The following is a 22,165-nucleotide window of genomic DNA, read 5'->3' on the forward strand; positions in this document are numbered from 1 at the left end:
CTTCATATGACCGTGAGCCCTCTGCCCGGAACGGGCAGAGGGCTCACGGTCATATGAAGTCGTAAGAAATGGAGGGCGGGCGGGCTCAGCCGAAGACGGGACCGGTGTACTTCTCGCCGGGGCCCTGGCCGGGCTCGTCCGGTACGAGCGACGCCTCGCGGAACGCCAGCTGCAGGGACTTCAGGCCGTCACGCAGCGGAGCCGCGTGGAAGGAGCTGATCTCGGTGGTGCTGGCGTCCAGCAGGCCGGCCAGTGCATGCACCAGCTTGCGGGCCTCGTCGAGGTCCTTGTGCTTGTCACCGTCCTCGGTCAGCCCGAGCTTCACGGCGGCGGCGCTCATCAGATTGACCGCGACCGTCACGATCACCTCGACCGCGGGCACCTCCGCGATGTCGCGGGCCATGTCGTCGAAGTCTGGGGAACCGGTGGTGGGGGTCGCGTCACTCATGCGCCATACGATAGGCCCACTCCGGAGGCATGCTGTCTGCGGGAGCGGGGGCGACAGCTGGTTAGCGCACGCCCGGGGGAGCTGCTAACCTTGTGTAACGACCGGCTGGGCATCTATGTGCTCGGCCCACAAGTGGAGGCTCCGATCTCCCACCTGACCATCCTCCGGGACGGCAGGTCACCGGTCAGGTGGCGCCCATCGTTCCGTACGGACGATGGAGCCGCCCGATGCGCCCCGCGGTTGACCGCGGCGGTGTTCCGGTTTTCCAGGAGCCCCGCCTGTGTCCCGTCCGGGGCATTTTTGATGTGCTGGTGCGGTTGGTCTCACGAAACAGACGTTACGTGGCTGTCCGCCAGACGGCCGCGTGGTGCTACCGAGGAGGATCCATCAGCGCCGAGCCCCGCATCAACGACCGGATTCGCGTTCCCGAGGTGCGACTTGTCGGTCCCAGCGGCGAGCAGGTCGGGATTGTTCCGCTTGCCAAGGCCCTGGAACTCGCACAGGAGTACGACCTCGACCTGGTCGAGGTGGCGGCGACCGCCCGTCCGCCCGTGTGCAAGCTCATGGACTACGGGAAGTTCAAGTACGAGTCGGCCATGAAGGCCCGTGAGGCGCGCAAGAACCAGGCGCACACGGTCATCAAGGAGATGAAGCTCCGGCCGAAGATCGACCCGCACGACTATGACACCAAGAAGGGTCATGTCGTCCGGTTCCTCAAGCAGGGCGACAAGGTCAAGATCACGATCATGTTCCGTGGTCGTGAGCAGTCCCGCCCTGAGCTGGGCTTCCGACTGCTCCAGCGTCTCGCTTCGGACGTGGAGGAACTCGGCTTCATCGAGTCCAACCCGAAGCAGGACGGCCGGAACATGATCATGGTTCTGGGCCCGCACAAGAAGAAGACCGAAGCCATGGCCGAGGCCCGCGAGGCCCAGGCCGCCCGCAAGGCGGGGCGTCAGGGTTCGACCCCCGACGCCGAAGCTGCGGACGAGGCTGCCGAAGCGCAGCCCGAGGCTCCGGCCGAGACACCTTCCGAGGCATGACCTCAGGGGGCCGCCATCCAGGCGGCCCCGGGTCTCCCCGGAATTCCCACCAAGATCTGACGCCCCTGCTGTCCGGTGCCCCGCACCGCGAGGGGCGCCACTGACGAGGAGAGAACGGCGCGATGCCGAAGAACAAGACGCACAGCGGTGCCAGCAAGCGCTTCAAGATCACCGGCTCCGGCAAGGTGCTCCGCGAGAAGGCCGGCAAGCGCCACCTGCTCGAGCACAAGTCGTCCAAGAAGACCCGCTCGCTGACCGGCACGGTCGTCGTGGCTCCGGCCGACGCCAAGAAGATCAAGAAGCTTCTCGGCAAGTGAGGTTCGGCCCCCGGTGAATCCGGGGGCGCGACCTCGATCACACCGGGACCAATTCGTTTCCGGGCTGGGTGAGTCGATACCGTGAACACCAGCCCCGCTACAAGGAGTTAACAAGTGGCACGCGTCAAGCGGGCAGTCAACGCCCACAAGAAGCGCCGGGCAATCCTCGAGGCCGCCAGCGGTTACCGCGGTCAGCGCTCGCGCCTGTACCGCAAGGCCAAGGAGCAGGTCACCCACTCCCTGGTCTACAACTACAACGACCGCAAGAAGCGCAAGGGCGACTTCCGTCAGCTGTGGATCCAGCGCATCAACGCCGCTGCCCGCCAGAACGGCATGACGTACAACCGCCTCATCCAGGGTCTGAAGGCCGCCAACATCGAGGTGGACCGCAAGATCCTGGCCGAGCTCGCGGTCAACGACGCCAACGCGTTCGCTGCCCTCGTCGAGGTTGCCCAGAAGGCCCTCCCGAGCGACGTCAACGCCCCGAAGGCCGTCTGATCCAGGTCGCACTTCTTGGCTTCTGAGCCGGACCCGCAGGCGCTCGTCGTCTGCGGGTCCGGTGCGTTGCACGACATGTTCCGTACGTCCGTCACCTCCGTACGCAGAGAGGCTCGCCGCCGACCATGGGCACCCCCGAACTGATCTCCCCGCGATCGCCGCGCGTCACCGCCGCCCGGCGGCTGGCCAAGCGCAACTTCCGCGGCAAGGAGCGCAGATTCATCGCCGAGGGGCCGCAGGCCGTGCGCGAGGCCGCCGAGCACCGCGGCAGCGACGGCGAGGCGACGCTGATCGAGCTGTTCGCCACCGTCGAGGCGGCCGAGCGGTACGCCGGCATCGTCGACGCAGCCCATGCGGCCGGAGCCCGGGTGCACCTCGCGGACGGCGATGTGCTCGCCGATGTGTCGCAGACCGTCACCCCCCAGGGGCTGATCGGTGTCTGCCGCTTCCTCGACTCGCCGTTCGACGCCATCCTCGCCGCGAAGCCGAAGCTGGTCGCCGTCCTCGCCCACGTACGCGACCCGGGGAACGCAGGTACGGTGCTGCGCTGCGCCGACGCCGCGGGCGCCGACGCCGTCGTGCTCACCGATGCCTCGGTCGACCTCTACAACCCCAAGTCCGTCAGGGCCTCGGTCGGTTCGCTCTTCCATCTGCCGGTCGCAGTCGGTGTTCCGGTGGAGCAGGCCGTGCAGGGGCTGAGGGACGCGGGCGTACGGATTCTCGCCGCCGACGGAGCGGGCGACGACGACCTCGACGACGAACTCGACGCGGGGACCATGGGCGGGCCGACCGCCTGGGTCTTCGGCAACGAGGCCTGGGGCCTGCCGGAGGAGACCCGGGCGCTGGCAGACGCCGTCGTGAGGGTGCCGATCCATGGCAAGGCGGAGAGCCTCAATCTGGCGACAGCCGCGGCCGTCTGCCTGTATGCCTCCGCACGGGCCCAGCGCCCCCGCCGCTGAGGCCTTTCTTTCGGACCGGACCGGGAAGGGCGCTGCGAGGTCGTTAATCCGCGGCCGCAGTCCTGGCCCGCAGGGCCACCGCGACCAGTGCCGCGTCGTCGGGGCGGCGGACGTCGCGGCCGGTCAGCTCTTCCCGAGCGGCACCGCCCTCGTCGCCGTCGACCGGCCGATCGGCCCGGGGACACCCGACACCGCCCCCGGAGCCGTACGGACCGCCCCCGGTCCGGTGCGCATCAACGAGGGGCGCCCGCGCACGGCACTCACCGTCCGCAACACCGGTGACCGTACGGTGTTCGTCTCCTCGCACTATCCGCTGCACGAGGTGAACGCGGCCCTGGAGCTGGACCGGGAAGCGGCGCGGGGGCTGCGGCTGGACATCGCGGCCGGCACCGCGCTGGCCTTCGAACCGGGGGAGTCCCGGGAGGTCTCGCTGATCCCCCTTTCCCGTCACCCGCAGCACGCCCGGTCCGAGGAGCAGCGCGCATGACCAGCATCGACCGCCGTACGTACAACGCTCTGTACGGACCCACCACCGGCGACCGCATCCGGCTCGGCGACACCTCCCTCTGGGTCGAGGTGGAGGCCGACGACGGCACCCCCGGCGACGAACTGCTCGGCGGCTGCGGCAAGACCGTACGCGACGGGCTGCTCGCCTCGCCCCGCTCCGACCGGGAATCCGCCCTGCCGCCCTGGTCTTCAACCGGCTCTTCTTCCCCGAGCTGGACCCGGCCGTGGGCACCATCGCGTCCTTCGTCACCTTCGCCGTGGGCTTCGTCGCCCGCCCCATCGGTGCGGCCGTTTTCGGCCACATCGGCGACCGCTACGGCCGCAAGGTCGCCCTGATCATCACCGTCGTGATGATGGGCGTCACCACCGGCTGCATCGGCCTGCTCCCCAGCTACGCCACCATCGGCATCTGGGCCCCCGTCCTCCTCGCACTGCTCCGCTTCCTGCAGGGCATCTCGGTCGGCGGTGAGTGGAGCGGCGCCATGCTGCTCACGCTGGAGCACACCCCGAAGGAGAAGCACGGCAGCTACTCCTCGATCCCGCAGCTCGGCTCGCCCGTCGGCACCCTGATCTCGTCCGGCGCGTTCGCCCTGGTCGGGATGCTGCCCGACGATTCGTTCTACTCCTGGGGCTGGCGCCTGCCGTTCCTCGCCGCGTTCCCGCTGCTCGGCTTCGCGCTCTACATGCGGCTGCGGATCGAGGAGTCGCCGGTCTTCCACGCGATGCTCGCCGACGCCGAGAAGAACGGCCCGAAGCCCGCACCGCTCATCGAGGCGTTCCGTTGCACCTAGGGCCGCATGATCATCGGCATCGGTGCGGCCCTGCTCGGCGTCGGCGGCTTCTTCCTGATGACCACGTTCATCATCTCGTACGGCACCGACGAGCTCGGCATCGACAAGTCCGTGATGCTGAACGCCACCGTCATCGGCTCGGTCGTCGAGATCGTCGTGCTCGTCGTGGCGGGGCGGATCGCCGACCGGATCGGCTCCTGGATGGTCTGTGCCATCGGCGGCATCGTCTCGATGGCCGTCGCCTTCCCGGCCTTCTGGCTCGTCGACACCGGCAAGCCCGCACTGGTCTACCTCGGGGTGGGGCTCGGTATAGGCGCACTCTCCATTCCGTACGCCCCCATCGGCGCCGTGGTCTCCGGAATGTTCCCCGAGGCGTTCCGCTGCAGCGCCGTCGCGATGTCCTACAACCTCGCGGGCGTCGTGGCCGGATTCGTACCGCTGCTCGCCACCTCGCTGACCAGCGCGGCCAACGGTGCCTCGTGGGGCGCGGCCCTGCTCCTGATGGTGATCGCGGCCTGCACGACCGTCGGATCGTTCGCCTCCGGATCGCTCACGCGCCGTGAGCGGGCGGCCCTGCCGGCCGGGGACCGCGTCGAGGTCGCCGTCTGACCGAGGCCATGTCCCGTACCCCGCCGAACGGCGGACCGCAGCAGTGCGCCCCCGCAGGGTGTCGCTCCGTCACCGACGACTAGTAGGGTGACGGACTCGGGGGGCCCACTGCACCGGTTCGAGAGGTGGGGTACGGGATATGGCTGTCGGCATGAGCAGGCCGCGCGGGACACACGCGGCCGTCGTGCGCGCCTGCGAGGACCCCGACACGGCGGGCGAACCGGCCGACGGCCTGGTCATCGGACCCGTCGACGCGACCATCGATCCCGACGACCTCCCCGACGGCCTGGTCATCGCAGACGAGACCGGCCGGGTCATCTGCTTCAACTCCGCAGCCGCCCGGATCGCCGCCGTGCCCCGCGCCGCCGCGCTCGGCCGCCCCTTGGAGCACGCACTGCCGCTGGAGGACCTCAAGGGCCGCCGCTGGTGGGCCCTGACCGATCCGTACGGCGGCCTCGCCACCCGGGTCGGCCAGCCCGAGCGCAATCTGCTGCTGCCCGGCGGCCGCGAGGTCCTGGTCTCCGCACGGTACGTACGAGAGCACCCGACCGGTCCCGTACGCCGTCTGGTGATCTCGCTGCGCGGCACCGAGGCCCGCCGCCGTACCGAACGCAGCCACGCCGAGCTGATTGCGATCGTCGCCCACGAGCTGCGCTCCCCACTGACCTCCGTCAAGGGCTTCACCGCGACCCTCCTCGCCAAGTGGGAACGGTTCACCGACGACCAGAAGCGCCTGATGCTGGAGACCGTCGACGCCGACGCGGGCCGCGTCACCCGGCTCATCGCCGAACTGCTCGACATCTCCCGGATCGACTCCGGCCGGCTGGAGCTGCGACGACAGCCCGTGGACATCCCCGCCGCCGTTGAACGCCACATCCAGGCCCTCACCGCGAACGGCCAGACGCCTCCCGGCCGCTTCCTCGTGCGCACCTGCCAGCCGCTGCCCGCGGTCTGGGCCGACCCGGACAAGGTCGACCAGGTGCTCGGCAACCTGCTGGAAAACGCGGTGCGCCACGGCGAGGGAACCGTCACCATTGAAGTCGCACCCGCACCCGCGAAGAGCGACGAGAAGGGAACGGCCGTCACCGTGAGCGACGAAGGCCCCGGCATCCCCGAAGAGTCGATGGGCCGTGTCTTCACCCGCTTCTGGCGGGGAAGCAAGCGCGGCGGTACGGGCCTGGGCCTCTACATCGTCAAGGGCATCGTCGAGGCGCACGGCGGCACGATCACGGTCGGCCGCGGCCCCGGCGGCGGCGCGGAGTTCCGATTTATTCTGCCCGTGAGCACGCCGGCCTACCTGGTCTGAGCAGCCCACGGGCCTCCCACACATCCCGTGACCCTTAGACTCGACTTTTGGCACCTTTGCGTCCTCCAGTCGTTGAGCGGGGCCATGGGGGTCCGGGGGCTTTCCCCCGGTAACGATCTCCCCCACGACAGGGAGCGGATCAGCGAGCGGCGTCATGCGGCTTCGATTGCAAGGCGGAGGAAGGAAGCGGATGGGGCCTCCCCTGGTCGAGCGAAGCCGAGAGCTTGGGGAAGGAGCGTCGTTGACTGACGACAACGCCGCAAGCGGAGTCGCAGGGCGTCGGGAGCCCGCTCCCTGTCGTGGGGGTGCTCGTAAGCGCAGTACCAGCCAATCGGAAGCACGGGAAGAGATGTCGGCACCGAACAAGTCGTACGACCCAGTCGAGGTCGAGGCACTGAAACCGGAAGAGATCGAGCGCATGCGGGACGAGGCGTTCGCCGCCTTCGCCGCCGCCGGTGACCTCGATGCGCTCGCCCAGGCGAAGACCGCGCACACCGGTGGTACCTCGCCCCTGTCGCTCGCCAACCGGGAGATCGGGGCCCTGCCGCCGCAGGCCAAGGCCGAGGCGGGCAAGCGCGTGGGCCAGGCCCGCGGCGCCGTGAGCAAGGCCCTCGCCGCCCGTCAGGCGGAGCTGGAGGCCGAGCGTGACGCCCGCGTACTGGTCGAGGAGGCGGTGGATGTCACGCTGCCCTACGACCGCACCCCGGCCGGCGCCCGCCACCCGCTGACGACCTTCATGGAGCGCGTCGCGGACGTCTTCGTGGCCATGGGCTACGAGGTCGCGGAGGGCCCCGAGGTCGAGGCGGAGTGGTTCAACTTCGACGCCCTGAACTTCGTGCCCGACCACCCGGCCCGGCAGATGCAGGACACCTTCTTCGTCCAGGGCGCCGACGGTGCCAAGAACGACGAGTCCGGTGTCGTGCTGCGTACACACACCTCGCCGGTCCAGGCCCGCACCCTGCTCGACCGCGAGCCCCCCGTCTATGTCGTCTGCCCCGGCCGCGTCTACCGCACCGACGAGCTCGACGCGACGCACACCCCGGTCTTCCACCAGATCGAGCTGCTCGCCATCGACGAGGGCCTCACCATGGCCGACCTCAAGGGCACCCTCGACCACATGGTCCAGGCGCTCTTCGGCCCGGACATGAAGACCCGGCTCCGGCCGAACTTCTTCCCGTTCACCGAGCCGTCCGCCGAGATGGACATGGTCTGCTACGTCTGCCGCGGCGCCTCCGTCGGCAACCCGGACCGCCCCTGCCGCACCTGCGGCAGCGAGGGCTGGATCGAGCTCGGCGGCTGCGGCATGGTCAACCCCAAGGTGCTCATCGCCTGCGGTGTCGACCCCAAGAAGTACAGCGGATTCGCCTTCGGGTTCGGCATCGAACGGATGCTGATGTTCCGCCACAACGTCGAAGACATGCGAGACATGGTCGAGGGTGACGTCCGGTTCACCCGGCCGTTCGGGATGGAGATCTGATGCGCGTCCCGCTTTCCTGGCTGCGGGAGTACGTCGACCTGCCGGCGACACAGACCGGCCGTGACGTACAGGCCAAGCTCGTCGGCGTGGGCCTCGAGGTCGAGAGGGTCGAGCAGATCGGCGCCGGCCTCAAGGGCCCGCTGGTCGTCGGACAGGTACTGACCATCGAGGAGCTGGAGGGCTTCAAGAAGCCCATCCGCTTCTGCACGGTCGACGTCGGCAACGCCAACGGCACCGGCGAGCCGCAGGAGATCGTCTGCGGAGCCCGTAACTTCTCCGTCGGCGACAAGGTCGTCGTGGTCCTCCCGGGCGCCGTCCTGCCCGGAGACTTCGCGATCGCCGCACGCAAGACGTACGGCAAGACCTCGCACGGCATGATCTGCTCCACCGACGAGCTCGGCATGGGCGACGACGGCACGCACGGCATCATCGTGCTGCCGCCGGAGCACGAGGCCGGCACCGACGCGATCGAGCTGCTCGAGCTCGTCGACGAGGTCCTCGACATCGCCGTCACACCGGACCGCGGCTACTGCCTGTCCATGCGCGGCGTCGCCCGTGAGACCGCCATCGCGTACGGGCTGCCGCTGCGCGACCCCGCCCTCCTCGACGTACCCGCGCCGAACGCGTTCGGTTACCCGGTCAAGGTCGCCGACCCGACCGGCTGCGACAGGTTCACCGCGCGCACCGTCGTCGGCCTGCAGCCCGAGGCACGCTCCCCGATCTGGCTGCAGCGCAGGCTGCAGAAGGCCGGGATGCGCCCGATCTCGCTCGCCGTCGACATCACCAACTACGTGATGCTGGAGCTCGGCCAGCCGCTGCACGCCTACGACCGCACCCGCATCGACGGGCCGATCGGGGTGCGCCGCGCCCAGCAGGGCGAGAAGCTCACCACCCTCGACGGCACGGTCCGCGTCCTGGACGCCGAGGACCTGGTCATCACCGACAACCGCGGGCCGATCGGCCTCGCGGGCGTCATGGGCGGAGCCAACACCGAGATCGCTGACGTCCAGGAAGGTGCGCACAGCACCACCGAGGTCGTCATCGAGGCCGCGCACTTCGACGCGATCTCGATCGCCCGGACCGCGCGTCGGCACAAGCTGTCCTCCGAGGCGTCCAAGCGCTTCGAGCGCGGCGCCGACCCACAGGCCGCGGCCGCCGCCGCACAGCGCACCGTCGACCTCCTGGTGCTGCTCGCCGGCGGCACCGCCGAGGCCGGGGTCACCGAGGTCAGCGCCCCGTCCGCGCCCCGCACCATCGCGATGCCCGCCGACCACCCCGACCGGGTTGCCGGTGTCGGCTACGGCCGCGAGACCGTCGTACGCCGCCTCCAGCAGGTCGGCTGCGACGTCTACGGGCAGGACGAGCTCCTCGTCACCGTGCCGTCCTGGCGGCCCGACCTGAGCGAGCCGAACGACCTCGCCGAAGAGGTCATCCGGCTGGAGGGTTACGAGAACCTCCCGTCCACCCTCCCGACGCCGCCGTCCGGCCGCGGGCTCACCGACCGCCAGCGGCTGCACCGCAGGGTCGGCAGGGCGCTCGCCGGAGCCGGCTACGTCGAGGCGCTGAACTACCCGTTCATCGGCGACGCCGTGCTCGACCAGCTCGGGCTCGACGCCGACGACGCCCGCCGCCGTACGGTCGAGCTCGTCAACCCGCTCTCCGACGAGGAGCCGACGCTGCGCACCACGCTGCTGCCGGGCCTGCTCGGCGCACTGCGGCGCAACGACGGCCGCGGCAGCCACGACCTCGCGCTCTTCGAGACCGGCCTCGTCTTCAGGCCGACCGGCGACGAGACGAAGGCCGTACGGCTGCCCGTCGACCGCCGTCCCACCGACGAGGAGATCGCCGGGCTCGACGCCACGCTGCCGCGTCAGCCGCGCTGCGCCGCCGTCGTCCTCGCGGGCGCTCGCGAGCAGGCCGGCTGGTGGGGCAAGGGCCGCCCGGCCGACTGGGCGGATTCCATCGAGGCCGCTCGTACGATCGCCCGTGAGGCGGGTGTCGAGGTGACCGTCCGGAGCGACCAGCACGCACCGTGGCACCCGGGCCGCTGCGCCGCGCTGTACGTCACGGTGAACGGCGAGGAGACCCTCTTCGGGCACGCCGGTGAGCTGCACCCGCGCGTCATCAAGGAGCTCCACCTGCCGGAGCGCACCTGCGCCATGGAGGTCGAGCTCGACGTTCTGGAGCAGGCCGTCGAGGGCGCGCTCCAGGCGCCTCGGATCTCCACCTTCCCGGTGGCGACCCAGGACGTCGCGCTGATCGTCGCCGAGGGCGTACCCGCCGCCGAGGTGGAGCAGGCGCTGCGTACGGGCGCGGGTGAACTCCTCGAGTCGCTACGGCTGTTCGACGTCTTCACCGGCGACCAGATCGGCGCGGGCCGCAAGTCCCTGGCGTACGCGCTGCGCTTCCGCGCGGCGGATCGCACGCTGACCGTCGACGAGGCCACGGCCGCTCGCGACGCGGCGGTGGCCCTGGCCGCCGAGCGGACGGGCGCGGTGCTGCGGGGCGCGTAACGCCTCACGCATCACACATCATGAAGGAGGGGCGTATCCGCTGACCGGATACGCCCCTCCTGTGCTCGCCGAGCGGCACAGAACCGCTCGTGGGCGTTCCCCGCACCGTCCGTGCCGCCGCGGGGTGCCGGACAGGTCGGCGGAAACGGACGGTGCGGTTGCGGGTCGTCGACTGTACGAGGGGGGAGCAGACGACCCGGCCGCCTCTTGCGAGACGACTGATTCAACCGATCCGCGCACCGGTGCAACAGAGCGCGCAGCGGGACGGTTCGGGCATTCCGTTCACACCCCGTGTGAATCGTGCTCCACTGGTTCGGCACGCCTCGGCGTGCCGAACCACCGGAGGGGCACATGGGGGCAACGGAGCCCAACATTCTGCTGGAGGCCCTGATTGAGGAGGCGGGCGTCTCCCGGGCCGGCCTCGCCGCGCACATCAACCGGGCCGGCCGCTCCCGCGGACTGTGCCTGCGGTACGAACACACCGCGGTGGCCCGCTGGTTGAAGGGGCAACGCCCACGCGGCCAGGTGCCGGACCTGATCTGTGAAGTGCTCGGTAACCGGCTGAAGCGGCCTCTGTCGCTGGCCGACATCGGCATGGCGACCCCGGGCGCCGGCGCGGCCGGGCCCGGATCCACACTCACCGGGTTCGTTGAGCGGGCCACCGCGCTGTGGCGCTCCGACGAACAACAGCGCCCGCACTTACTCGCCTCGGCCGCCGTCACGGGCACCACTGCGGTGATGCCCGTCTGGGAGTGGGAGAACCCGCCGGAGGACGTCGATGTCTCCCGCAGCGGCACGACCCGGGTCGGCATGGCCGACATAGTGACCCTGCGCGCGGCCCGTACCCACTACGAACTGATGTACCGCAGGGCGGGCGGAATCGCGACCCGATCCCGCATCGTCGGCTTCCTCAACGCCGAGACCGCCCCGCTGCTGCGCGGCGGTTACAGCGACGCGATGGGGCGCCAACTGCACCGGGCGACGGGCGGGTTGGTGGCGGTTGCGGGTATCTGCGCATACGACTCCGACGCGCACGGGCTCGCCCAGCGCTACTTCCACCAGGCGCTGAGGCTGGCCAAGGCGAGCGGGGACCGGGGGCTCGGCGGCTATGTGATCGCCCTGCTGGTCAACCAGTCGCTGTTCCTCGCCGACTACCGGCAGTCCGTGGCCTTCGCGCAGGCGGCGCTACGGGCCGCGGGCCGGCACATCACTCCCGCGCTGGCCGCCGATCTGTACGCGATGCAGGCCAAGGCCTACGCCCGCATCGGCGACGCCACAAGCGCCATGGAGTGCATCCGGCGTGCCGAGTCGGAGGCCGAACGTATCCGGCCGGCCCATGAACCGGACGAGATGGGGTACGTCCAGCCGGGTCTGGTCAATGTGCAGGTGGCCGAGGCCCTGCTCGGCCTCGGCGATCTGCCGGGGGCCAGGGAACACGCGGCGACGGCCGTACGGACCCCGGCGCACGACCGTGGCCGGGTGCACCGTCTGGCCATGCTGACCCATGTCGAGCTGCGTCAGGGCGAGGCGGACCGGGCGGCGGCCACGGCGGTGGAGATGGCGGAGCGGGCCAGGGGCATGGAGTCGCAGCGGCTGCGCGACCGGCTGCGTGCGGTGCGTGAGGATCTGATCGCGAGCGGCTGCGCCGACGCGGGGCGGGCCGCCGAACTGATCGACGGGGCGTTGCGCGTACCGCTGTGAGTTATACCCCGCGGGTACCGGTGCGTTCCCCTCCGGTCCCGCTCCTGCTGCGATGTTGCCACCTACTTGTCGGAAGGTGGCAAAACTGTGCAGTGGGCGAATCTGAACGAACAAACCGTGTATGAGAACCGCTGGTTCCGGGTCAATCTGGCGGATGTGCTCATCCCCGACGGCCGCCATCTCGACCACTACCTCATCCGGCTCCGCCCCGTCGCGGTGGCCACCGTCGTCAATGAGGCCAACGAGGTACTGCTGCTCTGGCGGCACCGGTTCATCACCGACAGCTGGGGCTGGGAACTCGCTGCGGGCGTCGTCGAGGACGGCGAGGACATCGCGGCGGCCGCCGCCCGGGAGATGGAGGAGGAGACCGGCTGGCGCCCGGGCCCGCTGCGTCCGCTGCTGACCGTGGAGCCTTCGAACGGCCTCACCGACGCCCGGCACCACCTCTACTGGTCCGAGGAGGCCACCTGGACCGGCCACCCCGGTGACGACTTCGAGTCCTCGCGCCGCGAGTGGATACCGCTCAAGCTGGTGCCCGACATGATCGCCCGCGGCGAGGTTCCGGCCGCGGGCATGGTGGCCGGGCTGATGATGCTCCATCACTTACGGCTGGGATGAAGCTCCAGGAACCGAACGGGGCCGGACGGGGGTTTCCCGGCCGGCCCCGCAGAGGCACGAGCGACGGATCAGGAGTACGGGTAGAAGCCCGAGCCCGTCTTGCGGCCGAGGCGGCCCGCGTCCACCATCCGCTGGAGCAGCGGGGGAGCGGCGTACAGCGGCTCCTTGAACTCCGCGTACATCGAGTCGGCGACCGAGGCCACGGTGTCGAGACCGATCAGGTCGGAGAGCTTGAGCGGGCCCATCGGGTGGGCGCAGCCGAGCTCCATGCCGTTGTCGATGTCCTCGCGGCTGGCGATCCCCGACTCGAACATCCGGATCGCGGAGAGCAGATACGGAATCAGCAGCGCGTTGACGACGAAGCCGGAGCGGTCCTGGGCGCGGATCGGGTGCTTGCCGAGGACATCCTGAACCAGGGCCTCGGAGCGCTTCACCGTCTCGTCGGACGTCGTCAGCGCGGGGATCAGCTCGACGAGCTTCTGCACCGGGGCCGGGTTGAAGAAGTGGATGCCGATGACCTGGTCCGGGCGAGAGGTCGCCACGGCCAGCTTCACCAGCGGGATGGAGGAGGTGTTCGAGGCGAGGATCGCGTCCTGCCGGGTCACCACCTGGTCGAGTACCTGGAAGATCTCGGTCTTGACCTGCTCGTTCTCCACGACGGCCTCGATGACGAGATCGCGGTCGGCGAACTCTCCGAGGTCGGTGGTGAAGCTCAGACGAGCCAGTGTCTCGTCGCGCTCCTCCGGAGTGATCTTGCCGCGTTCGGCGGCTTTCGAGAGGGAGTTGTGCAGCCGGGTGCGGCCGATCTCCAGCGCCTCGCCGGTGGTCTCGGCCACCTTGACCTCAAGACCGCTGCGGGCGCACACCTCCGCGATACCCGCGCCCATCTGGCCACAGCCCACCACTCCGACGCGTGCAATGTCGGCCATAGAGTCCGTCACCTCGTGCCTTTCGCTGTTCTCCGTGTCGCAGGATCCCGTCTGATTCCGGTGCCCGCCCCGACCCCCCGACGTTACTCCGCGACCTACGGGTCATTGCGGGCCGGGGCGGGCATGCTCTGCGTTACGCCCGGATATCGGGGCGACGGACGAGGACAGAGAGACGGCAGGTGCAACGAAATGCGGCAAATGGCCAGAAGAGGCTTTGTGGCGGGTGCGGCCGGGGTGGTCGCAGGGGTGGTGAGCACAATCACCACGGCCGGTGACGCCGTCGCGGTCCCGTCCCGGCAGGCCGGCTCCGGGCTGACGGGCGCAGCGCCGCGCGAGCGTGGTCACCATGTGGCGCGGCGCGAGCTGCGCGGCATGTGGGTCGCCACCGTCGCCAACGTCGACTGGCCCTCGGCGCCCGGTCTGACAGCGGCGGCGCAGAAGGCCGAGCTGATCGCGTACCTCGACGAGGCCGTCGACCGGCGCCTGAACACCGTGATCCTCCAGGTCCGGCCGACGGCCGACGCGTTGTGGCCCTCGCCCTACGAACCGTGGGCCCAGTACCTCACCGGGGTCCAGGGCAAGGACCCCGGCTGGGATCCGCTGGGCACCGCCGTCCGGGAGGCGCACCGCCGCGGCCTGGAACTGCACGCCTGGTTCAACCCGTACCGGGTCGCCAACCACACCGATCCGTCCCGGCTGGTCGCCACCCACCCCGCCAGGCTGCACCCCGACTGGGTCCTGCCGTACGGCGGGAAGCTCTACTACAACCCCGGAATCCCCGAGGTCCGCCGCTTCGTCCAGGACGCGATGCTGGACGCGGTTCGCCGCTACGACATCGACGCCGTGCACTGGGACGACTACTTCTACCCGTACCCGGTGGCCGGGCAGGTCTTCGACGACGACGCCACCTATGCGAAGTACGGCGCGGGTTTCCCGGACAAGGCCGCCTGGCGGCGTGACAACACCGACAAGCTGGTCCGTGAGACGGCCGAGCGAATCAAGAAGATCAAGAAGAACGTCCAGTTCGGGATCAGCCCGTTCGGTGTGTGGCGCAACGCCTCGACCGATCCGCTCGGCTCCGCCACGAAGGCGGGTGTGCAGACCTACGACGATCTGTACGCCGACACCCGCGGCTGGGTCCGGAAGGGCTGGATCGACTACATCTGCCCGCAGATCTACTGGAACATCGGCTTCGCCGCCGCCGACTACGCCAAGCTGCTGCCCTGGTGGGACGCCGTCGTACGGGGCACGGGCGTCGATCTGTTCGTGGGCGAGGCGCTCTACAAGGCCGGTGACCCGGCCCAGCCCGCCGCCTGGCAGAACCCGGCCGAGCTCTCCCGCCACCTCGACTTCGCCGCCGCCTACGACCAGGTGCGCGGCCATGTCTACTTCTCCGGCACGAACGTCGTCACGGACCGGATCGGAGCCATGGACCGGGTGGTGGCCGACCACTATCGCAACAGGGTGCGCCCACCTCGCTGACAGAAGAAGCGCAGTGGACGCACCGGGTGTTGTGGGCGGGCTGCCGGAATCCGGTCGGCCCGCCCAGGGCCCGGGGGTGAAGAGCAGTGCCGTCCGCGCCCGCCGGAGGCCGCTACGGGGTCTCCGGTGCCTGCTTCCGGACGACGGTGTGCTGGACGACGCTGTCGGGACCGGGCGAAATCAGGTGTTCGTGTCCGTCCTCGAAGCGGACGCGGAACGGGGGAGTGCCCCCGGCCCCGAGCACTTCGACGATCTCTGCGACACGGTCGTGCTGGCCCACGGTCCTGCCGTGCGTCAGTAGCCGGTCGCCCGCGTGTGCCTCCATCGGGAGTGACCTCCTCACGGGTGGCGGTCCTTGTCGACAAGTCTATGACCGAAAGGCGACTTCGCTCGGTGGGCGGTGCGTGGTTCTCACCCCGGACGCCGGGCACGCCCCGTTCGCTGGGTGGCCGCGATGCAGACGAGCACCGCGATCGCTGCCACCGGCGCCGCCGCCGGGACCTCCTCGCCGAGCAGGAAGAACGACAGCACCAGAGTCAGCAACGGCTGCGCGAGCTGAAGCTGGCTGGCCCGCGGGACCCCGATCTGCGCCATCCCGCGGTACCAGACGTACAGTCCGAAGAAGGTGGACCCGGCCGCCACCCAGACCAGTCCGATCACTCCGTGCGCGGTCAGCCGCACCGGCTCCAGCGGCAACGCGATGGCCGCCGCTGCCACCGCGAGCGGCAGGGAGAGGATCAGCGCCCAGCCGACCACCTGCCAGCCCGGCATGATCCCGGCCAGCCTGCCGCCCTCGGTGTACCCCGCCGCGCACACCAGCAGCGCACCGAACAGATGCAGATCACCGCCGGACAGCGCACCACCGCTCTGCTGCACGGTGAACGCGATCACCACGGCCGCCCCGGCGAGCGCGACGATCCAGAAGGCACGCGGCGGCCGTGCCCCGGTCCGCAGCGAGGAGAACACCGCGGTGGTCAGCGGCAGCAGCCCCACCACAACGGCTGCGTGCGAGGTCGTCGACGTCTGCAGCGCCAGCGTCGTCAGCAGCGGGAAGCCGACCACCACACCCGCGGAGACGACGACCAGTCCGGCCCGGTGCCGGCGGTCCGGCACCGGAACACGCCCCGCCAGCAGCACGCTGCCCGCGATCGCCGCGGCGAGCAGGGTGCGCAGCGCCACCAGCGACCAGGGGCCGAAGCTCTCCAGGCCCCAGGCCGTGGACGGGAAGGTGAGAGAGAAGGCGAGTACACCGAGCCCGGCGAGAACCACGCCGCCACGGTTCGCCGTACCGGCCCTCGATGAACCAACCGCTATCGTGCTGCTGCGAGTAGCGCTATCCTCTGCTTTCATGCAAGAGCGTAGCAGCGTCGCTGAACTCGTCGATTTCCTCCGCAGCGAAGTGAACCGCTACTCACCTGGTGGAAAGCTGCCGTCCAGCCGGGCCCTCGTGGAGCGCTTCCGAGTCAGCCCCGTCACCGTCTCCCGGGCCATTGCCCAGCTCGCAGCCGAGGGCCTCGTCGTCACGAGGCCCGGCTCCGGCGCCTTCCGGGCGCAGCCCCGTACCGATGTGCCCCCGCCGGGCGACACCTCCTGGCAGGAGGTCTCCCTCAGCGGCGACGGCGGCCCCGAAGCGGTGCCGCGCACCGTCGACGCCTCCGGTGTCCTGGTCACGCTCGCCGCGCCGCCGCCCGGCGTCATCGAGCTCAACGGCGGCTACCTCCACTCCTCGCTCCAGCCGGAGCGGGCGCTCGCCGCCGCCCTCGCCAGGGCCGGACGCCGCCCCGGCGCCTGGGGCCGCCCACCCACCGACGGTCTGACCGAGCTGCGTGCCTGGTTCGCCCGGGAAATCGGGCCCGCACTCACCGCCGCCGACGTACTGATCACCGCGGGTGGCCAGAGCGCCCTGGCCACCGCACTGCGCGCCCTCGCCCCGCCCGGCGCCCCGGTCCTGGTCGAATCGCCCACCTACCCGGGAATGCTGGCCGCCGCCCGCGCCACCGGACTGCGGCCCGTACCGGTACCCGTCGACGCCGACGGCGTACGGCCGGAACTGCTCGCCGCCGCCTTCCGGGCCACCGGCGCCCGCGTATTCGTCTGCCAGCCGCTCTTCCAGAACCCGACCGGCGCGGTCCTCGCCCCCGAACGGCACGGCGAGGTCGTCCGGATCGCCCGTGCGGCGGGAGCCTTCGTCATCGAGGACGACTTCGCCCGCCGCCTGGTCCACGACGACGCCGGGCCACTTCCCGCGCCCCTGGCCGCCGACGACCACGACGGAGTGGTCGTCCACGTCTGCTCCCTCACCAAGGTCGCCTCGCCCAGCCTGCGGGTGGGCGCGCTCGCCGCCCGCGGTCCGGTGCTGGGACGGCTGCGTGCCATCCAGATCGTCGACAGCTTCTTCGTGCCCCGACCGCTTCAGGAAGCCGCGCTCGAACTGGTCGGCTCCCCGGCATGGGGTCACCATCTGCGTTCCGTGTCGACCGGGCTGAGAATCCGGCGCACCGCCATGGCGACGGCCCTGCGGCAGGAACTGCCCGCCCTCGCACTCCCGCACATCCCCGCGGGCGGCGGCAACCTGTGGCTGCGCCTGCCCGACGCGGAAGCCGGTACGGACGAGTCCGCGGTGGTCTCGGCAGCCCTGCGCGCGGGCGTGGCCATCGCACCGGGCCGCCCGTACTTCTGCGCCGAACCCCCGTCCCCGCAGGTCCGGTTGAGCTTCGCCGCGGTCGCCGGGGCGGCCGAGATCGCTGAGGGAGTCCGTCGTCTGCGCACCGCCTGCGACGAAGTCCTGACCGACCTCGGGGGATAACTTCCGGCCATGAACGACGACATGCTCCAGCAGCGTTACGAGGTCTCGTCCGGCCCGTCCCGCCTGGACGCGGCCCGTATCCACCACTGTCTCCACCTACGCCTACTGGGCGCTCGGGCGAAGGTGCGAGCATCAGGACCGGGCCATCACCGGATCGCTCAACTTCGGCGCCTGACTCTGGGGCGGCCGGGCCGATGCCGCCCACGCCCGGCTCCGGGAGCGGGAGACCCTGGTCAACGTCCGGTCCACGGCCAAGGGTCCTGTCGGCCGGCGTGCGAAGGCCGGCGCCGGATGACCGGCACCGGCTCTCGCCGCGCATGCCCCGGACGGGCTGCGTCGCTCACGCCTCCTTTTCCGAGTCGGCGGCGATGAGCGTGAGGGCCTCGGCGATGGCCGTCTCGGCGGTCGCCTTGTCGATGCCGAGCCCCGCCAGCACACCCGCACCGTCCTCCTGCTCCAGCAGAGCGAGCAGGAGGTGTTCGGTGCCGATGTAGTTGTGGCCCATCCGCAGGGCCTCCCGGAATGTCAGCTCCAGCGCCTTGCGGGCCCCGGCGTCGTACGGGATGAGGTCCGGCACCTCGTCGACCGCGGCCGGCAGCGCCTCGGTCGCGGCCTGACGGACGGCCTCCAGCGTGACGCCCTGGGCCTTGAGGAACGCGGGGCCGAGCGCCTCCGGCTCGGCGAGCAGCCCCAGCACGAGGTGCTCGGTGCGCACCTCGTCGTTGCCTGCCGCACGGGCCTCGTTCTGCGCGGCCATCACGACGTTCCTGGCGCGCTCGGTGAAGCGGCCGAACCCCTGGCTGGGGTCGAGGTCCGACGGTGCGCCGGGGTCCTTGGTGACGAACCGCTTCTGGGCCGCCTGCCTGGTCACCCCCATGCTCTTCCCGATCTCCGTCCAGGAAGCGCCCGAGCGCCGGGCCTGGTCGACGAAGTGCCCGATCAGATGGTCGGCCACATCACCGAGGTGGTCAGCGGCGATGACCGCGTCGGAGAGCTGATCGAGGGCGTCGGTGTGGACCTTCTTGATGGCCTCGATCAGGTCGTCGAGGCGTACGGGATTGGTTGCGCGTACGGGATTCACCATGTGTCAACCGTAAGTTGACAGACCTGTATTGTCAACCATCGGTTGACAGTTGGGGCTGTGAAAGCCGTTCCGCCGCATCGCCGGTGCGGGATCACCGGAGCCCCGTACAGAAGCGCATCCCTCTCCTGCACATCGACGACTTGGTTAGCCTGAAGAGGGGGTGCGCAGGCTCAGGGAGGTCTGATGTGACTACGGAGGCCAACGCGAGCGCCGGGACGTTCAGCGCTTTCGACATATCCCCGGGTGTCGGCTCGACTCGCTATCCGCCCATTGCCGAGCACGGCCTGATCGGCGATCTGCGCAGCGCGGCGCTGGTGGACACCAACGGCACCATCGACTGGTACTGCTGCCCGCGCTTCGACGCACCCAGTGTCTTCGCCTCGATCCTCGATGCGGACCGGGGCGGGTCCTTCGCGCTCGCCGCGGATGCCCCGACGCGCACCAAGCAGTTCTACTTCCCCGACACCAATGTGCTGATCACTCGCTTCTTCGCGGACGACGGCGTCGGCGAGGTCCAGGACTTCATGCCGGTACTCGACGATTCGCGCGAGGCCGACCGGCACCGGCTGATCCGCCGCGTGGTGTGCGTGCGCGGATCGCTGCCGTTCCGCGCCCGTGTGGCCCCCCGTTTCGATTACGGGACGCAGCCGCACACCGTGCACGCCCAGCACGGCCAAGCGGTCTTCGAATCGCCCTCACTCACCCTCGCACTGACGTCGAGTGTGCCGATCGAGGTCGCCGGCCAGGACGTCTGGTCGTTGTTCAAGCTGCACGAGGGCGAGTCCGCCGTCTTCGCCCTCGACCGGGTCGGCGGGGACGTGGCACCCCGATTCTGCCCGCTGTCCGAGGCGGAGCAGCAGTTCAACGCCACCGTCGGGTACTGGCGGCGGTGGCTGTCCCGGTCGAGGTACCGCGGTCGCTGGCGGGAGATGGTGCACCGCTCCGCCCTCACCCTGAAGCTGCTCACCTACGCCCCGACCGGCGCCATCATCGCCGCGCCGACCACCAGCCTGCCCGAACGCATCGGCGGCGAGCGCAACTGGGACTACCGCTACGTATGGATCCGTGACGCGGCGTTCTGTGTGTATGCGCTGCTCAGGCTCGGCTTCACCGAGGAGGCCGAGGCCTTCATGAGCTTCCTTTCCGAGCATGTCCGTATCGAAGCAACCGAGGGGACCGGCTCCACCGGCCCGCTGCAGATCATGTACGGCATCGACGGGCGCCGTGAGCTGCCCGAACGCAAGCTGACCCATCTCGAGGGCTACCGGGGCTCGGCTCCCGTACGCGTCGGCAACGGCGCCGTCAACCAGTTGCAACTGGACATCTATGGGGCGCTCATCGACGCCCTCTATCTCTACAACAAGTGGGGGCAGCCCATCTCCAGTGCGCACTGGGACAGCATCAGCGAGCTGGTCGACTGGTTGTGCGACCACTGGGACCAGCCCGACCAGGGGATCTGGGAGACCCGCAGCGGGCGCAAGAACTTCCTCTACTCGCGATTGATGTGCTGGGTGGCCATCGAGCGCGCCATGCGGCTGGCCCAGCATCGCGGCCTGCCCGTCGACATCGTGCGGTGGGGGCGGGCCCGTGATGCGATCTATCGCCGGATCATGCGCCACGGCTGGTCCGACGAGCGGCACGCCTTCGTCCAGTACGAGGACGGCCACGTCCTCGACGCGTCCCTGCTGATGATGCCGCTGGCGAAGTTCGTCTCCCCCACCGACCCGAAGTGGCTCGCCACGCTGGACGCGCTGGGCGAGGACCTGGTGTCCGACTCGCTGGTCTACCGCTACGACCCGCAGGCCAGCCCGGACGGATTGCGGGGCGATGAGGGCACGTTCTCGATCTGCTCGTTCTGGTACGTCGAGGCGCTGGCCCGCGCCGGCCGCCTGGACGAGGCCCGACTCGCGTTCGAGAAGATGCTCACGTACGCCAACCACCTCGGTCTGTATGCCGAGGAGATAGGCCGCACGGGGGAGCAGAGCGGGAATTTCCCTCAGGCCTTCACTCACCTGGCTCTGATCAGCGCGGCCTTCGATCTCGACCGCGCGCTCGGCTAATGCCGTGACCGGCAATGCTTGCTCCGTAAGGAGCGTCGTCCGGTGCGTGCGATCGCAGTTCCCTTGTTACCAAGTGCGGACAGAACCCGGTGAACAACTCTTGCCCGGCTGCCATCTCACGGGGTGTAGGGAACAGCGGATCCGGTCGTTCGCCCTGCGGGAGCAGGCGGAGTTGCCGCATCCTGATAACCCATGGGGGACTTCAACTATGACCACTCGCTGTACCGTCCGTTCCGCCGCCTTGGTGGCCGTCGCCGCCGCTGCGGCGTTCTCATTGACCGCCTGCCAGGAAGGGGCCAAGGACACCGCCGCCGGCCTGGAGAAGAAGGTCTCCAGCTCCGCCTCCCGCTCCACCGGTAACGGTGGTGTGCTCAGCGGCTCCAAGATCAGCGCAGGCGTCGCCCCGACCAACGTGCGGACCGTGGCGTCCGCCGCGCACCGGACCACCGCACCAGCCGCCACGGCCAAGGCGGCATCCCCGGTCCGCACCCAGACCCTGGCGGACGGCAGCAAGGCCGAGATCTACGAGCTCGGCGCCCAGCACTACCTCGCCAAGATCGTCCACCGCGGTCAGGTCTTGGCCACGCTGGAGACGAACCAGCACGACGCCGGGCTCGACGCCAACGACATGTTCGTCGTGCTCACGCTGGGCGGCCAGGTCCATTCCTGGATGGGCGGCGGACACCGCGGACCGGGCACCTTCAAACTTGCGGGCGGTTGGACGGCCAAGGTCACGAAAATCGGCGACCTCCGGTACCGCGCGCAGATCCTCGGCAACGAGGGCGCGGTGTACGCCACGCTGGAGGCGAACCAGCACGACGTCGGGCTCGACGCCAACGGCGTATACATCGTGCTCAGCGCCGGCGGTGTGATCAGCGCCCACCTGTAAACGCCTGCCCGGCTGCGCGGTGGAGCCACCTTCGGGCGGCGGCCCCCCCCCCGGGTCGGGAGCGGTCGAGTGGGCCCTGTATCCCCCCAAGATCGGTAGTTCACACCGCAGAACAACAGTCAACCGCCAGG

At 70.1% G+C, this 22,165-nt stretch carries 22 protein-coding genes and 1 pseudogene; 18 read left to right on the forward strand and 5 right to left on the reverse strand.

From position 1 onward, the window contains the following. Positions 1-85 precede the first annotated feature (85 nt). Positions 86-448 carry a DUF1844 domain-containing protein gene (locus ABTZ94_RS25570; RefSeq protein ID WP_351203788.1) on the reverse strand — a complete coding sequence of 121 codons (363 nt, stop codon included), beginning with the start codon at positions 446-448 and terminating at the stop codon, positions 86-88. A 341-nt stretch (positions 449-789) separates the two neighbouring features. Between ABTZ94_RS25570 and infC the strand changes: the two genes are divergently transcribed. The 13 genes from infC (at position 790) to ABTZ94_RS25635 (ending at position 12,784) form a co-directional block, all read left to right on the forward strand. After that, positions 790-1,488, forward strand: a complete 699-nt coding sequence (gene infC, locus ABTZ94_RS25575; RefSeq protein ID WP_351203790.1) for a translation initiation factor IF-3 — start codon at positions 790-792, stop codon at positions 1,486-1,488. A gap of 122 nt (positions 1,489-1,610) precedes the next feature. Next, on the forward strand, positions 1,611-1,805 hold the full coding sequence (rpmI, locus tag ABTZ94_RS25580) for a 50S ribosomal protein L35 (RefSeq protein WP_030918579.1): 195 nt from the start codon (positions 1,611-1,613) through the stop codon (positions 1,803-1,805). A 114-nt stretch (positions 1,806-1,919) separates the two neighbouring features. Next, the gene (rplT, locus tag ABTZ94_RS25585; RefSeq protein ID WP_351203792.1) at positions 1,920-2,303 is read left to right on the forward strand and encodes a 50S ribosomal protein L20; all 384 of its coding nucleotides are present in this window, start codon (positions 1,920-1,922) and stop codon (positions 2,301-2,303) included. Between the two features lie 125 nt (positions 2,304-2,428). Next, positions 2,429-3,262 carry a TrmH family RNA methyltransferase gene (locus tag ABTZ94_RS25590; protein ID WP_351203794.1) on the forward strand — a complete coding sequence of 278 codons (834 nt, stop codon included), beginning with the start codon at positions 2,429-2,431 and terminating at the stop codon, positions 3,260-3,262. A gap of 169 nt (positions 3,263-3,431) precedes the next feature. Beyond that, positions 3,432-3,749, forward strand: a complete 318-nt coding sequence (gene ureB / locus ABTZ94_RS25595) for an urease subunit beta (protein WP_351203825.1) — start codon at positions 3,432-3,434, stop codon at positions 3,747-3,749. Then, positions 3,746-4,105, forward strand: coding sequence for a hypothetical protein (locus ABTZ94_RS25600; RefSeq protein ID WP_351203796.1), 360 nt, complete (start codon positions 3,746-3,748; stop codon positions 4,103-4,105). The genes ureB and ABTZ94_RS25600 overlap by 4 nt, the downstream gene beginning before the upstream one ends. Continuing rightward, positions 3,994-4,560 carry an MFS transporter gene (locus ABTZ94_RS25605; protein ID WP_351203798.1) on the forward strand — a complete coding sequence of 189 codons (567 nt, stop codon included), beginning with the start codon at positions 3,994-3,996 and terminating at the stop codon, positions 4,558-4,560. The genes ABTZ94_RS25600 and ABTZ94_RS25605 overlap by 112 nt, the downstream gene beginning before the upstream one ends. A gap of 6 nt (positions 4,561-4,566) precedes the next feature. Then, complete coding sequence (locus ABTZ94_RS25610) at positions 4,567-5,169, forward strand: MFS transporter (RefSeq protein WP_351203800.1); 603 nt, start codon at positions 4,567-4,569, stop codon at positions 5,167-5,169. A 139-nt stretch (positions 5,170-5,308) separates the two neighbouring features. Then, positions 5,309-6,475: a sensor histidine kinase gene (locus ABTZ94_RS25615; RefSeq protein ID WP_351203802.1), complete on the forward strand. Its 1,167-nt coding sequence runs from the start codon at positions 5,309-5,311 to the stop codon at positions 6,473-6,475. Between the two features lie 349 nt (positions 6,476-6,824). Next, positions 6,825-7,952, forward strand: a complete 1,128-nt coding sequence (gene pheS, locus ABTZ94_RS25620) for a phenylalanine--tRNA ligase subunit alpha (RefSeq protein ID WP_351203804.1) — start codon at positions 6,825-6,827, stop codon at positions 7,950-7,952. Continuing rightward, a complete protein-coding gene (gene pheT, locus ABTZ94_RS25625) occupies positions 7,952-10,465 on the forward strand; it encodes a phenylalanine--tRNA ligase subunit beta (protein ID WP_351203806.1) in 2,514 nt (837 codons plus the stop codon). Before pheS ends, pheT begins: the two co-directional genes overlap by 1 nt. Before the next feature lie 351 nt (positions 10,466-10,816). After that, positions 10,817-12,166 carry an NsdA family TPR-like regulatory protein gene (locus tag ABTZ94_RS25630; RefSeq protein ID WP_351203808.1) on the forward strand — a complete coding sequence of 450 codons (1,350 nt, stop codon included), beginning with the start codon at positions 10,817-10,819 and terminating at the stop codon, positions 12,164-12,166. Positions 12,167-12,253: 87 nt separating this feature from the next. Continuing rightward, positions 12,254-12,784, forward strand: a complete 531-nt coding sequence (locus ABTZ94_RS25635) for an NUDIX hydrolase (RefSeq protein ID WP_351203810.1) — start codon at positions 12,254-12,256, stop codon at positions 12,782-12,784. 68 nt (positions 12,785-12,852) lie between these two features. Here ABTZ94_RS25635 and ABTZ94_RS25640 read toward each other — a convergent pair whose 3' ends face one another. Continuing rightward, entirely contained in the window at positions 12,853-13,713 is an 861-nt protein-coding gene (locus tag ABTZ94_RS25640) for a 3-hydroxybutyryl-CoA dehydrogenase (RefSeq protein ID WP_351203812.1), read from the reverse strand. 189 nt (positions 13,714-13,902) lie between these two features. On the opposite strand from ABTZ94_RS25640, the gene ABTZ94_RS25645 reads away from it, so the two are divergent. Next, positions 13,903-15,195: a glycoside hydrolase family 10-like protein gene (locus ABTZ94_RS25645; protein ID WP_351203814.1), complete on the forward strand. Its 1,293-nt coding sequence runs from the start codon at positions 13,903-13,905 to the stop codon at positions 15,193-15,195. A 112-nt stretch (positions 15,196-15,307) separates the two neighbouring features. On the opposite strand, the gene ABTZ94_RS25650 is transcribed toward ABTZ94_RS25645, so the two are convergent. Then, positions 15,308-15,520, reverse strand: a complete 213-nt coding sequence (locus ABTZ94_RS25650) for a DUF1918 domain-containing protein (RefSeq protein ID WP_351203816.1) — start codon at positions 15,518-15,520, stop codon at positions 15,308-15,310. 86 nt (positions 15,521-15,606) lie between these two features. Continuing rightward, the gene (locus ABTZ94_RS25655) at positions 15,607-16,545 is read right to left on the reverse strand and encodes a DMT family transporter (protein ID WP_351203818.1); all 939 of its coding nucleotides are present in this window, start codon (positions 16,543-16,545) and stop codon (positions 15,607-15,609) included. Between ABTZ94_RS25655 and ABTZ94_RS25660 the strand changes: the two genes are divergently transcribed. Both ABTZ94_RS25660 and ABTZ94_RS25665 read left to right on the forward strand, forming a co-directional pair. After that, positions 16,544-18,001, forward strand: a complete 1,458-nt coding sequence (locus ABTZ94_RS25660; protein ID WP_351203820.1) for an aminotransferase-like domain-containing protein — start codon at positions 16,544-16,546, stop codon at positions 17,999-18,001. The genes ABTZ94_RS25655 and ABTZ94_RS25660 overlap by 2 nt on opposite strands. 9 nt (positions 18,002-18,010) lie before the next feature. After that, positions 18,011-18,170 (forward strand): annotated as a pseudogene (locus tag ABTZ94_RS25665) (GNAT family N-acetyltransferase); the annotation flags it as partial. A gap of 171 nt (positions 18,171-18,341) precedes the next feature. Here the strand turns inward: ABTZ94_RS25665 and ABTZ94_RS25670 are convergent. Next, positions 18,342-19,085 carry a Clp protease N-terminal domain-containing protein gene (locus ABTZ94_RS25670; RefSeq protein ID WP_351203822.1) on the reverse strand — a complete coding sequence of 248 codons (744 nt, stop codon included), beginning with the start codon at positions 19,083-19,085 and terminating at the stop codon, positions 18,342-18,344. Between the two features lie 233 nt (positions 19,086-19,318). Here ABTZ94_RS25670 and ABTZ94_RS25675 point away from each other — a divergent pair, with 233 nt between their 5' ends. Together ABTZ94_RS25675 and ABTZ94_RS25680 are read left to right on the forward strand one after the other, a co-directional pair. Next, positions 19,319-21,145 (forward strand): glycoside hydrolase family 15 protein, encoded by a 1,827-nt coding sequence (locus ABTZ94_RS25675; protein WP_351203827.1) that lies wholly within the window; start codon positions 19,319-19,321, stop codon positions 21,143-21,145. A gap of 208 nt (positions 21,146-21,353) precedes the next feature. Next, a complete protein-coding gene (locus ABTZ94_RS25680; protein WP_351203824.1) occupies positions 21,354-22,034 on the forward strand; it encodes a hypothetical protein in 681 nt (226 codons plus the stop codon). Positions 22,035-22,165: the final 131 nt, after the last annotated feature.

This window comes from Streptomyces sp. NPDC002785, assembly GCF_040295565.1.
Taxonomy (GTDB): Bacteria; Actinomycetota; Actinomycetes; order Streptomycetales; family Streptomycetaceae; genus Streptomyces.